The 13,242-nt window shown below is 61.4% G+C and carries 9 protein-coding genes; 7 read left to right on the forward strand and 2 right to left on the reverse strand.

From position 1 onward, the window contains the following. Positions 1 to 26 precede the first annotated feature (26 nt). The 3 genes from ACM6IP_RS05415 (at position 27) to ACM6IP_RS05425 (ending at position 3,204) form a co-directional block, all read left to right on the forward strand. Positions 27 to 776, forward strand: coding sequence for an electron transfer flavoprotein subunit beta/FixA family protein (locus ACM6IP_RS05415; protein ID WP_095170058.1), 750 nt, complete (start codon positions 27 to 29; stop codon positions 774 to 776). Then, the gene (locus ACM6IP_RS05420; protein WP_414861110.1) at positions 776 to 1,717 is read left to right on the forward strand and encodes an electron transfer flavoprotein subunit alpha/FixB family protein; all 942 of its coding nucleotides are present in this window, start codon (positions 776 to 778) and stop codon (positions 1,715 to 1,717) included. Before ACM6IP_RS05415 ends, ACM6IP_RS05420 begins: the two co-directional genes overlap by 1 nt. 164 nt (positions 1,718 to 1,881) lie before the next feature. Then, the gene (locus tag ACM6IP_RS05425) at positions 1,882 to 3,204 is read left to right on the forward strand and encodes an MFS transporter (RefSeq protein WP_095170060.1); all 1,323 of its coding nucleotides are present in this window, start codon (positions 1,882 to 1,884) and stop codon (positions 3,202 to 3,204) included. A 48-nt stretch (positions 3,205 to 3,252) separates the two neighbouring features. Here ACM6IP_RS05425 and ACM6IP_RS05430 read toward each other — a convergent pair whose 3' ends face one another. Next, positions 3,253 to 5,991, reverse strand: coding sequence for a LuxR C-terminal-related transcriptional regulator (locus ACM6IP_RS05430; RefSeq protein ID WP_414861111.1), 2,739 nt, complete (start codon positions 5,989 to 5,991; stop codon positions 3,253 to 3,255). A 321-nt stretch (positions 5,992 to 6,312) separates the two neighbouring features. Between ACM6IP_RS05430 and ACM6IP_RS05435 the strand changes: the two genes are divergently transcribed. The 4 genes from ACM6IP_RS05435 to ACM6IP_RS05450 all read left to right on the forward strand — a co-directional run bounded on the left by ACM6IP_RS05435 (position 6,313) and on the right by ACM6IP_RS05450 (position 12,731). After that, complete coding sequence (locus tag ACM6IP_RS05435) at positions 6,313 to 7,419, forward strand: acyl-CoA dehydrogenase family protein (protein ID WP_414861112.1); 1,107 nt, start codon at positions 6,313 to 6,315, stop codon at positions 7,417 to 7,419. Positions 7,420 to 7,447: 28 nt separating this feature from the next. Next, a complete protein-coding gene (locus ACM6IP_RS05440; protein ID WP_414861113.1) occupies positions 7,448 to 8,635 on the forward strand; it encodes a lipid-transfer protein in 1,188 nt (395 codons plus the stop codon). 72 nt (positions 8,636 to 8,707) lie between these two features. Next, positions 8,708 to 9,280 carry a DUF2889 domain-containing protein gene (locus ACM6IP_RS05445; RefSeq protein ID WP_401129874.1) on the forward strand — a complete coding sequence of 191 codons (573 nt, stop codon included), beginning with the start codon at positions 8,708 to 8,710 and terminating at the stop codon, positions 9,278 to 9,280. 700 nt (positions 9,281 to 9,980) lie between these two features. Continuing rightward, positions 9,981 to 12,731, forward strand: coding sequence for a LuxR C-terminal-related transcriptional regulator (locus tag ACM6IP_RS05450; protein ID WP_414861114.1), 2,751 nt, complete (start codon positions 9,981 to 9,983; stop codon positions 12,729 to 12,731). Here the strand turns inward: ACM6IP_RS05450 and ACM6IP_RS05455 are convergent, their stop codons facing one another. Continuing rightward, positions 12,732 to 13,196: a PaaI family thioesterase gene (locus ACM6IP_RS05455; protein ID WP_414861115.1), complete on the reverse strand. Its 465-nt coding sequence runs from the start codon at positions 13,194 to 13,196 to the stop codon at positions 12,732 to 12,734. Between the last annotated feature and the right edge of the window lie 46 nt (positions 13,197 to 13,242).

The following is a 13,242-nucleotide window of genomic DNA, read 5'->3' on the forward strand; positions in this document are numbered from 1 at the left end:
ATTCCCATATTTTCTGGAGTGCTCTGATGAAAGTCCTCGTAGCCGTCAAGCGCGTGGTCGATTTTAACGTCAAGGTTCGCGTCAAGGCGGACCAATCCGGCATCGACCTGGCCAACGTCAAAATGGCCCTCAACCCCTTCTGCGAAATTGCCGTGGAAGAAGCCGTACGCCTGAAAGAGCAGGGCATTGCCACTGAAGTCGTGGTGGTAAGCGTCGGTCCGAGCACCGCTCAGGAGCAACTGCGCACCGCGCTGGCACTGGGTGCCGACCGCGCCATCCTGATCGAGTGCAATGAAGAGCTGAGCTCGTTGCCGGTGGCCAAGCTGCTCAAGGCCGTGGTCGATCAGGAGCAACCGCAACTGGTGATCCTCGGCAAGCAAGCCATCGACAGTGACAACAACCAGACCGGCCAGATGCTCGCCGCGCTGACCGGGTTCGCGCAGGGCACCTTCGCCTCGAAAGTCGAGATTGCCGGTGACAAGGTGATCGTTGCGCGCGAAGTCGACAGCGGCATGCAGACCGTATCCCTGCAACTGCCGGCCATCGTGACCACTGACCTGCGTTTGAACGAACCGCGTTATGCATCCTTGCCGAACATCATGAAAGCCAAGAAAAAGCCTCTTGAAGTGCTGACTCCGGCCGCGCTGGGCATTGCTACGGGCTCCACCAACAAGATCCTCAACGTCCAAGCCCCGGCTACGCGCAGCGCGGGGATCATGGTCAAGTCGGTGGCAGAACTGGTCGACAAACTGAAAAACCAAGCGAAGGTGATCTGATGGCTATTTTGGTAATCGTTGAGCACGACAACCGCTCGCTGGCCACGGCCACGCTGAATACCGTTGCGGCTGCGACGAAAATCGGTGGTGAGATCCACCTGCTGGTCGCAGGTCTTGACGCTGGCGCCGTGGCTGAAGCCGCCACAAAAATCCCTGGTGTGGCCAAGGTGCTGCTGGCCGACAACCTCGCCTACGCTCACCAACTGCCGGAAAACGTGGCCCCGTTGGTCAGCAACCTGGTGATCGCGCAGCAGACCATCTATAGCCACGTTCTGGCGTCGGCCACGTCCAATGGCAAAAACGTTCTGCCACGCGTTGCCGCTGCGCTGGACGTCGACCAGATCTCCGAGATCATCGCGGTTCAAAGCCCGGATACGTTCAAGCGGCCGATTTATGCCGGGAATGCCATTGCCACCGTTCAGTCGAACGCTGCGGTCAAGGTGATCACCGTGCGTGCCACCGGTTTCGACCCGGTAGCGGCTGTTGGTGGGGCGGCCGCCATTGAAGCCTTGGCCGCTGTTCACGATGGCGGTATTTCCAGTTTCGTCAGCGAAGCACTGGCCAAGTCCGATCGCCCTGAGCTGACCGCTGCGAAAATAGTGGTATCTGGCGGGCGTGGCATGCAGAACGGCGACAACTTCCAATACCTGTATTCGCTGGCCGACAAGCTCGGCGCGGGTGTCGGTGCTTCGCGCGCTGCTGTCGATGCCGGTTTTGTACCCAACGACATGCAGGTCGGCCAGACCGGCAAGATCGTCGCACCACAGTTGTACATCGCCGTCGGTATCTCCGGTGCGATCCAGCACCTGGCCGGCATGAAGGACTCGAAAATCATCGTCGCCATCAACAAGGACGAAGAGGCCCCGATCTTCCAGGTGGCGGACTACGGCCTGGTGGCTGACCTGTTCGAGGCAGTCCCGGAACTGGAACGGGCCCTCTAACAAACACCACATCCACTGTAGGAGCGAGCTTGCTCGCGATGGACGTCAACGATGACGCGTTTGTTCTGGTTTAACGCGTTGTCCTTGAGTCCATCGCGAGCAAGCCGCAAGCGGGCGCTCGCTCCTACAGTGGATGGGGATCACCCATAAGAAAGGAGAGCCGCATGAGTCATGCTGCTGAGCACTACCTGCCGGCGTCCGTCGAACAAACCCGCGCGGTTTATCGCAAGGTCATCCTGCGCTTGTTGCCTTACCTGGTGCTGGCCTATGCCATCAACACCATCGACCGGCTGAACGTGTCTTTCGCCAAGTTGCGCATGGCCGAAGACATCGGGCTGACGGATGCTGCCTATGGCATTGGTGCCGGCATTTTTTACCTGGGTTACATCCTGTTCGAAGTCCCCAGCAATATCTATCTGCAACGCATAGGCGCTCGCGCCACGCTGACTCGCATCATGGTGCTGTGGGGCCTGGTCACGGTGGCCACGGCGTTTGTTACCACGGCGAATCAGTTGATTGTCGCGCGGTTCCTGCTCGGCGTGGCCGAGGCCGGTTTTTTCCCTGGCGTCATCCTGTACCTGACGTACTGGTTTCCAGCCGCCCTGCGTGCACGCATCACCGCTGTGTTCCTGATGTCAGCCATGGTCGCCGGCATCATCAGCGGGCCACTCGCCGGGACCATCATGAGTCACTTCCATGGCTGGCTGGGGCTGCGCGACTGGCAGGTGCTGTTTGTACTGGAAGGCATCCCGGCCATACTGCTGGGGCTGTTCGGCTGGTTCTGGCTGGTGGACAAACCGGACGATGCGCGCTGGCTCACCGCGCAGGAAAAAAGCCTGCTGGCAGCCGGCCTGGCACAGGGGCGCCCGGCGGACACAGCCCATGCAACCCTGGCCCAAGTGCTGCGTAATCCCCGGGTGTACGTGGCCGGCCTGGTGTTTTTTTGCATCTACAGCGGTTCCAATACGGTGTCTTACTGGATGCCGACATTGATTCGCGGATTTGGCGTGCATGACCTTAAAACCATCGGCCTGCTGGCCAGCGTGCCGTATATGTGCGCCTTGATCGGCATGTACTTGCTGGCCCGCAGTTCAGACAAACGCCTGGAAAGGCGCTGGCATGTGAGCCTGACCCTTTTGCTCAGCGCCACCTGCTTCTTGCTGCTGGGGCCGGTTCAGGACCATCTGCTGTTATCCGTGGTGTTCATGAGCATCGGGGCCGCCGCCGCAATGTCCGCGCTCTCGCTGTTCTGGAGCATTCCGCCAGCCTTGCTGTCCCCCTCGGCAGCGGCGGTGGGCATCGCGGTGATCAGTTGCATCGGTGGTATGGCCGGGGTCATCAGCCAGGTCGTAGTGGGTGCGATCAAATCGGCAACCGGGGACTTGTACCTGGCATTCGATGTGATCGCCGGTGTGTTGGTGCTGGGCGCAGTGGTGTTGCTGGTAGCCATTCCGGCCAGTCACTTGAAGGAACGCGCGAAGCCGTAGTCATGCTGGCCAGCTCATCGCGGGGGGATCGCGCGATGAGCGCTGCTTTCAGGTAATCCAACCCCGCGAGCGGGCAATGGCCAGGGTTTCGGTGCGTCCGTTGGTCTCCAGTTTCGCGTAGATCTTTTGCAGGTGGGATTTGACCGTGAACTCGGAGAGGAACACTTTCTCGGCGATTTCGCGGTTACGATGCCCGGCAGCTAGTAATTGCAGGATCTGATACTCGCGCACGGTCAGCACTTCGTGGGCACCGTTGTCAGTACGGGCATCTTCCATGTTGCCGTCGCTGACCCCCAAATGTTGCATCAGCGTGTCGACGAATCTGCACTCGATCCCCAGCTCTTTACAGCGTGCCTTGCCGGTCGTGGCCCAGCGTTGCAGGAGGCCGGCCATCCGCTCGCCTTCTTCAATGAACGTGGCCAGGAAGCCGTCCTGGCTGGCCAGGCGCAGTGCTTCGTTGAGTGCCTGAAAGGCCTCTTGCGGCTGCTGAATGCTGTCCAATGCCAATGCCAGAAGTATTTGCAGCTTCAGTTCACGGCGGTGATGTTGCCAGTGCCGCGCCTGCTCGATTGCCGTGCGCAAGGCCTTGGCTGCCGCCGCGCCTTCACCCTGGAAAATCCGCAAGCGTTGTCGCGCGATGCTGGGGGTATCTACGTCGTTGGCGAGCCGGATGAAGTCGGGGCGGTCCCAATCGCCGGCCAGGTCCGCCGAATGCAGGGCTTGCGTCGCAGTGTCCAGGCGCTGCTCGAGCAGCGCTACGCGGACTCGCTCCAGCCATGCCGAGCACTCGACACGCCGCGAGCCAACCTGGCGGCCAATCTGTTCGAGTTCCACCAGGCATCGGGTCCAGGTGGTGCGGTCGCCCTGGCTGTAAGCGATGCGCGCAGTCAGTACGTGAGTGACGATCTGGTTCTCGGGGGAACTGACTTGCTTGGCAAAAAACAGGCAGCGTGAGAGATGACTTTGCGCCTGTTCAAAGTTGCCGTTTTCGTACAACAGCAAGCCATGCAGGATATCCATCGACAGCTTGGCTTCGTGCGGTTTGCGTTGGCCGTTGGTTTGCGGGCGCTCCGGCGTGCTTTGCATACGCACGAGGGCACTGCTCAAGCGGCCCTGGATCAAGTCCAGGGTGCTCTCGTTGACGCGGAAGATGTGGCGCAGAAAACTCGAATGAACCCGTGAGTCGCGTTGCAACGCGCTGGACAACAGGTTACGCGCCTCATCGTAGCGACCGCTGGCAACCATGTTCATCGCGACCGAGTTGGCCAGCACTATGTACAAATTCACTTCGTCGGCAGGCATGCGCGCGAGCAATTCGACGCCCCTGCGGCAACAGTCTTCGGCCTGATCGGTCACCCCAAGGCGCAGGCATTGAACGACCTGGGGAACATAGGCATAGTCGGGTCCCGACTGTTGCTCCAGACGTTCGGCCACCTGCATCGCGTCCTTGAGGCGGGTCGTGCTCGCCAGCAGCCACGCGTAGGCTTGATTGAGCGACGGATAGCGGTCGCGAGTGGCCTCTGGGATTCGGTCCAGCCAACGCAGCAGCAAGCGCGTGCGGCCACTGTCGATCAGGGTATCGAGGTGGCGATTGAGTCCTTCGGCGGCTTCATCGAGAAGCCCGGCGCTGAACAGGTGCTCGACTCCGGGGATCGGTTGCCCAGCGTCGAAAAACCATTGTGCGGCGGTTTCATGGAGCGTTTGCGCCATGCCGGGGTAAAGGCGATCCAGGGCGTGGCGCAAGAAGCTGGCAAACAGGTGGTGATAACGAAACCACTGTTGCTGGCTGTCGACCGGCACCAGGAACAGGTTGGTGCGGTCGAGGTGATCAATCATCGCGCGGCTGTCCTTGCGCCCAGTCACCGTTTCGCAAAGCGGCACGCAAAACTGCTCGAGGATGCTGGTTTGCATCAGAAACACCCGGCAGTCCTCGGTTTGTCGCGCCAGGATGTCTTCGGTGAGGTATTCGGCCAGTTCCAGATTGGAACCGGAAAAAGAAGCAATAAAGGCGCTGTGATCGTCCCGGTCCTTGAGCGACAGACTGGCCAGGTAGAGCCCGGCGATCCAGCCCTCGGTGCGTCGGTACAGCGTGGCCAGTTCGTCGTCATGCAGCGGGATTTGCCGCTTGCCGCGAATGAATTCCATGGCTTCTTCAGGGGTGAAACGCAGGTCGCCTGGGCGGATTTCCAGCAATTGCCCACGAGCCCGAATACGCCCCAGACCGATACCCGGAGTGGAACGCGAGGCCATCACCACAACGCTGCCCGAAGGCAGTTGTTCTACCAATTGCTGGAGAAAATCGAGCACCTCGGGATTCTGGATGACTTCGACTTCATCGAGCAGGATCGCAAATGGCGAAACGCTGCTGACCAGTTGTTCAAGCATTTCCTCGGCGCTGGGTGGATCGTTGCGCAGCGTCTGCTCGCCAGCCATGGGCAGTAGGCCGCCGATGCCCTTGTCCAACAGGTTGATGAACCGTTGCAGGTCGTTATCGGCGGGTTCCAGGTTGATCCACAGCACTTGCTTGCCGCGGGTCAGGCAATGCTCGCGGTATTGCTGCATGAGCGTGGTTTTACCGAAGCCGGCGGCGGCGCGAATCAGGACCAGGCGGGCCGCATCGGCGTTGGCCATTTGCTCTAGCAGGCGCGAACGCGACAAGTGGCTGTCGGCCGACTTCGGACTGGCGAACTTGATGGAGCCACTTCTTGAGGCTGACGGCTCACCCGAGGTGGCAGAGAGACCAGGGCCGGCAGATCCGACCGTTGAGTAGTCCCAGTGAACTGGCATTGAAAGTACCTCCCTACGGACCACTCGCCTTACGCTAGCGCATGGCAACGTGACCTTTTTATTCTTGTAAATCCGACCATAGTGCCACGTTTGGCCTTTGCCCGAGACTATGGTCTAACGCAACCCTCAAGGCGCACCGTTGAGCCGCAGCGTCATGCAATGAGCTCGGCCGATTATGGTGCGCGCACCGTGTCTTGCAAACCCGCCCCCCCTGTGAGGGTGGCTCTCGATCCACCCGGTCCCATGCAACGATTGCCTCGACAAATTGGAGCGGGCTATCCCGTTTTCCCTATGCAATCGGGCGATGGCCAAAGGTTCCGGATGGACGTTGAGCGCACTCTCTACCGTGAAGACCATGAAATGTTTCGCAGCGCCGTGCGACGCTTTCTCGAGCGCGAACACCTGCCTCAGCTCAATGGTCGGGAACATGCCGCAGATGTGGAACGGTGGGTCTGGTTGAAGGCCGGCCGTGAAGGGTTGTTGTGTGTAACGCTACCGGCGCAATTCGGTGGCGGAGGTGACTTTGGCCACGCTGCGGTGCTGCGTGAAGAATTTGCCCGGGTCGGGGTCTGCGACCGGGCGTTATCGTTGCACTCGGACATCATCGCACCGTGCATTGCCCAGTTGGCTACCGATGAGCAGAAGCGTCGCTGGCTACCGGGCATCTGCAGCGGCGGGGTGGTCCTGGCCCTGGCGGTCGACGAACCTGGTGGCGGGCTCAAAAGAATCCAAACCCAGGCCGTGCGCGACGGCGACGGTTACCTGATCAACGGCAGTAAAAGCGCGGTCGGCAATGGCATGACCGGCAACCTGGTCCTGCTCGCTTGCCGCACCGAAGACACTGACGGCGAGACGGGCATCAGCCTGATCATCGTCGAAACCGACCGCCCTGGCGTGCAACGCAGCCGCAGCCCGCAAAGTAGTCTGCAACCGAGTGCCGCTCAATTGTCCTTCGACAACGTACGTGTGCCGGTGAGCAATCTGCTGGGTGAAGCGGGCAGGGGCCTTCACTACCTGAACCGGGCAGGCGACGAGGAGCGCCTGTTGGCAGCGATTTCTGCCGCGAGTCGCCTCGAACACCTGCTGGACCTGACCTTGATTCATCTGCGGCAACCCGATGCCAGCGGCCATTGTTCGTGGGAGCTGGCGCACACCCGCAAAAAAATCGCCGACATCAAGGCTCGCGCCGTCGCGTTGCGCGTACTGGTCGATCACTACCTGGACCGGCGCATGCGCCACCCGTTGAGCGCCGAACACGCGGCAATCGCCAATCTGTACGCCAGTAAAGCCCTGCGCAAATGCGCTGACGAACTCTCGCGATTGCGCGCCGCCCAAGGCCGTTTACGCACTCATTCCATTGCCTACGCCACGCTTGATCACGGGGTAACCGGCAAGGCCATGCACGAAATCATCGCGCAAGCACTGTGACACTCCTCAAACCAGTAAGGACCTAGCCATGAGTCAGAACGCATTAGTAGCCGGGGTCGGCATGATCCCTTTCACCAAGCCAGGCGCGAGCCCAAGCTACATCGACATGGGCGCCCAAGCGGTGCGCCAGGCGCTGGCCGACGCCGGCCTGAGCTATGACAAGGTGCAGATGGCATTCGCCGGTTACGTCTACGGCGACACCACCTGCGGCCAGGCCGTGCTGTATCGGGTCGGGCGCACCGGGATTCCGGTGTTCAACGTCAATAACGCCTGCGCCACCGGCTCCAGCGCTTTGTTCCTGGCGCGTGCTGCAGTAGAAAGCGGGCAGGTCGAATGCGCGCTGGCCGTCGGTTTCGAACAGATGCGCCCAGGCCCGACCCGTTCCAACTTCGATGATCGACCATTGCCCCGTGGCGATTACTTGCCGATTCAGGATGAGCTGTGTGGCGACGCCGGCGACATCCCGCGCAACCTGATCACCTTCGGCGGTGCCGGCCGCGAGCACATGCGCAAGTACGGCACGCAGATGAGCACCTTCGCCGCGATCCGCGCCAAGGCCAGCCGTCACGCGGCCAACAACCCGCTGGCCTTGTTCAAGAAAATCGTCAGCACTGAAGAGGTGATGAACGACCAGTTGATGTGGGACGGCGTGATGACCCGCATGATGGCGTGCCCGCCGACTTGCGGCGCAGCAGCGGCGATCATTTGCTCGCCGGCGTTTGCCAAAAAACATGGTCTGCGCACCGACGTGGCGATCCTCGCCCAGTCACTGGTGACAGATCCCGTGGAGTCGTTCGAACCGAAAACCATGATCGGTTTCGTCGGCGCGCACATGGCCGAACGCGCCGCCGGTGCGGTGTACGAGAAAGCTGGCGTCGACCCGCAGGACATTCGTGTGGTGGAGCTGCACGACTGCTTCGCCCACAACGAATTGCTGACCTATGAAGCCCTTGGCCTGTGCCCGGTCGGCGAAGCGGAAAAATTCGTCCTCGATGGCGACAACACCTACGGCGGCCGGGTCGTGACCAACCCGTCCGGCGGCCTGTTGTGCAAAGGCCATCCGCTGGGTGCCACGGGATTGGCGCAGTGCTATGAGCTGACCCACCAACTGCGCGGCTCGGCCGGTGCGCGTCAGGTCGACGGCCTGCAACACGCGTTGCAGCACAACCTCGGGCTCGGTGGGGCCTGCGTCGTCACGCTTTATGGCAAAAACTGAGTGATCTGCAGCGCCGCGCCTGGCGCGGTGTTCTCTTGAGCGTATCGAGTAGTTCAAAGAAGGATTTCATCGATGACCACCACGCCCCCTGATTCGCCTACCCGGACTTTGCTGCATACCCGTGAAATCACCTGTAAGGGCTACCAACGCAGCGATGGCCTGTTCGACATCGAAGGGCGCTTGCAGGACTTGACCAACGAGCCCACCGACCTGCCGTTTCACCGGGTTCCCAGCGGTGGCGCGATCCATGACATGCGCCTGGTGATGACCCTTGATGCCGATCTAGTGATCCAGCACATCGCAGCGATAACGGCCACCGGTGCCAGCCAGTTTTGTGGCGAAGCCGCAGCGGCGTATTCGCGGCTGACCGGGTTGAAAATCGCCGCGGGTTTCAAACAGAAAATGAAGGCCATCGTCGGTGGCGTGAACGGTTGCACGCACATGACCGAACTACTCGAACGCATGGCTTCCACCGCCATGCAGACGATGTTTTCAACCTACCGGGCCGAGGCAGCCCGCCGCAGGGCCACAAGCACCGAACAGGTCGTCGCCGTGCGCTCGTGGGTCATTGGCACCTGCCATGCCTATCGCGAAGATGGCGATGCCGTTCGGCTGCTGTGGCCACAGGGCTTGCCCGAGGCCTGATCTGCGATCCTGGATAACTGCGGCGCGCCTGACTTTATTGCTAGCAGGTTCGCTACACAGTGAATCTGGCTGCCCGTAAATTTTGCGTACGGCCAGCACCCCTGTGAACTGGGCTTGCTCTGGATGGCGGTGTGTCAGGGACCATAAATGTTGGCTGTGCCGCCCCCATCGCGAGCAAGCTCGCTCCCACAGGGGAAACTCGTACACCAGGAAAAGCCAGGCCGACTGTCAGGTCGCCTCGCCCGCTTTTACCACTCAGGCCGACTGTCAGGTCGCCGTGCTCTTGCTTTTGATCTTGATCCACACGCCCATCGGCAGGCTGAGCGAAGGTATCCATCTGGGGGGAGGCGCGCAGCGCCGTGCGGCGAAGCCGCACACATCGAGAGGAGGTGCAGCGCAGCAAACCGGAGGCGATGCCCCCGGATGGATACCGTAGCGAAGGTACCCCGAGCCTAAGCGAGGGGCCGTACGCCTGGGGAAAGAGCCCTTGGTTACTTGGGGCTTTTCCAAGTGACCCGCCGTAAGGGCGGAACCATTACCCGCCACAACCCCACCAACGGATAAGCCCACAATCCCCAGATCAAAAGATCGCAGCCAACGCGCTGAAGCCCTACAATGCACTGCGAAATATCATGCAGTCGTGACACCGTCTGTCCCGCATCGTTTGTCGCCTGGCTCGCCATTCCGGAAGCGTTCTCCAATGTCGTTACCTCCTACCCAAGACACCGATCTTCGTTCCTCGATCGACGCCGATCAGTCGATTGCCGACACCAAGCTCGTCCCGCCACGCGGGGCTCGTCGGCTGGTGCCTCGCGAGGGGTTGATGGCGCGACTGCAGGACGTTCGGCGACAGCGCTGCGTGGTGATCCAGGGGCCGGCCGGCAGTGGCAAAACCAGCACCTTGCTGGCCTGGCGCCGGGAACTGCTGGCGATGAATTTCGAGGTCGCCTGGCTGTCACTGGCGGCCGAGGACGACGAAATCGGGCGCTTCTGCCATTGCCTGCAAGCCAGCCTGGCTGAAGTGGTGCCCGAGCAGGTTCGCGACGCAGGTGTGTTGCTCGGTCGCGACAATCAGCAAATGGCCGTGGAACACTGGGTCATCACCCTGGTTCAAGGCATCGCCCAGCACTCGCGTGAAGTGCTGCTGATGCTCGATGACATGCAGCACTTGCAGGCGCCGCGAATTATCCAGGCGTTGCAATGGTTGATCGACTACGCCCCCCCCAACCTGCACCTGGTGTTCGGCACACGGATCGCCTTGCCGTTTCCGCTGGCACGCTTGCGGGCAAAAGACCAGGTCAGTGAATTCGATCTGCGCGACCTGCGCTTCACACGCGCCGAATCAGAACGCTTCCTCCAGGAGCACCTGGGCGCTATCGACGCCCGTGATGCCGCGACGCTGCATGAACTGACCGATGGCTGGGTCGCTGGTCTACAGCTGTTTGCGGTTGATCTGAAAGCCAAACAGATGACGCGCTTTGACCGGGTACAGATTCGCGATGCGGTCGGGTTTGCCGACTATTTCGAACGTGAAGTGCTGGTGCGCCTTGAGCCTGAAGATTTGCGCCTGCTCACCTGCGTCTCGATCTGTGAACGTTTCTGCGCCTCGTTGTGCGCGACGCTGCTCGGCCAGCCGCACGCCATCGCCGGCATGATGATCCAGCTGGCACGTCTCGATGCCGACAATCTGTTCATCACCCAGGTCAAGAGCCACGACCGCGAAACCTGGTATCGCCTGCACCCGCTGCTGGGCAGCGTATTGCGTGCGCGACTGGCGGCGCGACCGCAGCAGGAACAGGTCCTGCATGCCGTCGCACGAGGCTGGTTCACCGAGCATGAACACCTTGATGAAGCGGTACGCCACGCGGTGCGCGCGGGTGACTCCGAGGCCGCAGCGGATATCGTTGAAGCCTGCGCCTATGACCTGCTCGCCAAAGGCAACCTCAGCCAGATCTCCGGATTGCTCAAGGGCTTGCCGCCGGAGCAGACCGCCGAGCGTTTCGGGCTGCAGATCGTCATGGCTCACCTGCAACTGTACTCGCGCAATTTCCAGGCACTGGACCAGACCCTGGAGCATCTGCAAGACCATCACGCAAAACTCGACCACAGGCAGCGTCACGCACTGACCGTGCTCAAGGGCAGTCAGGCGATCCATCAGGACGACACGAGCGCGATGCTGGCGATCTTGCCCGAACTGTTGGCAATCCCTGCCAATGCCGACGATTTTGCCTGGTCCGGACGCAGTAACACCCTGGCCTGGCTGTACATGTACCAGGGCGAGTTCGAGAAGGCCCGCGAGATTCTCGAGGGTGGCGAGCGCCTTGGGTCGCCGCGCCGCAGCCTGCTGGGGCGATGCATGAGCGGCATGAGCCTGGCCCTCGAAGGCCGCGCGACCCAGGCCGAGCATCTTTACCGTGAAGTGCTGGAAGAAGCTGAGAAGCACGGGGTGGCTTACCTCGTGGTCAGCACCATGGCCGCAGGTTTGCTCGGCACCGCATTGTATGAACAAGGCGATTTCGACGCTGCCTGCCTGTTACTTGAGCGGCGGATGAAGCTGCTGGAACAGGTGGCGATCCCCGACACGGTGTTGCAGTGCATGCAGACGCTGGCCATGGCGCACTGGCTGGCCGGGCGACAGACCGAAGCACTGAGCTGGCTCGATCGCCTGGAACAATACGCCAGCCGTTATGACCTGGACCGCTTGCTGGTCTGTGCGTTGCTGGTGCGCATGCGTTGGTTGCAACTGACGGCGGATGAGCCCGGCGCTGAAAGTGCACTGCAGCGGATCCTGCAAACGGCGCAGCATCAGAGTGAGCTGCAATCAGGCACACCACTGGAAGTGCGGATCATCGCCCGTCGGGCCGAGATTGAGCGGCACCTGCACCGCGCAGACTTCTCGTCGGCGGCTGAGCGCTTGCCGGACCTTATCGATGTCTCACAGAGCAACCGCCGTTGGCGTCGGGTCGTGGCCATGCGCGTGCAGATGGCCGTGATCGAACAGGGCAGGGGACGGCCAACCGAGGCCCGCGAGCAGCTTATCGAGGCGTTGCGCCAGGGACATCGACTTGGACTGGTTCGCAGCTTGCTGGATGCATGGCCAGGAGTGCCATCGATGCTTGAAGCGTTGATGGCCGAAAAGGTCCTGGATCCGGTGCTGACGTTTTACGCACAACGCCTGCTCGACATTGCCTGCGCCAGCGACGGCAACGACCAGCAGGCCCCTGCAGCAGGCACCGCAAACGTACTCAGCGTTCGCGAACTGGATGTGCTCAGCCTGGTAGCCCAGGCACTGCCGAACAAAAAGATCGCCCGGGTACTGAACCTGTCACCGGAAACGGTGAAATGGCACATGAAGAACATCTTCTACAAGCTGGGCGTCACCGGGCGTGACGAGGCCATCGCCAAAGTCCGCGACCTGGAACTGCAACTCCCTGGCAACCCGCAGCCTTGATCAGTCCTGGCGGCGCTTGCCGTGCAGGCTTGGGGTGTTGGCGATAAACGTCGCCTTGCCCCGGGCGACCAGACGCTCGCCATCGAGCAGGTCCAGGCTGGCGTGAGACAACGAGCGGCCGACCCGATGCACCTGAACGTGGGCCTCGACCCAAGCGCCTAGATTGGCCGGGCTCAAGTAGTCCATGCTCAGGTTGATGGTCGCTGGCGGCAGTTCGCTGGCCGTGGCCAGTCTCAGTGCCCGGCCGAATGCCGTGTCTGCCAGGGTAGCGAGGAAACCGCCGTGGGCAATGCCCAGCGGGTTGAGGTGCTCGGGGCGGATGCGTGCGGCCAGCACCGAGCGTTCTTCGTGGACATACAGGCCGGTGCAATGTACGACGAAACCGACGCGGCCCATTGGCAGGAAGCCGGCGGGTGGCCGGTCCTCGTGGGTGGCCGCTGCAAAGGGTTCGGGGATTGAGTTCATGGGCATGTGCTCGTTTTCACAGGCGCAAAAAAAACCTGTGGGAGCG

Source organism: Pseudomonas sp. IT-P176 (assembly GCF_949767245.1).
Classification (GTDB): Bacteria; Pseudomonadota; Gammaproteobacteria; order Pseudomonadales; family Pseudomonadaceae; genus Aquipseudomonas.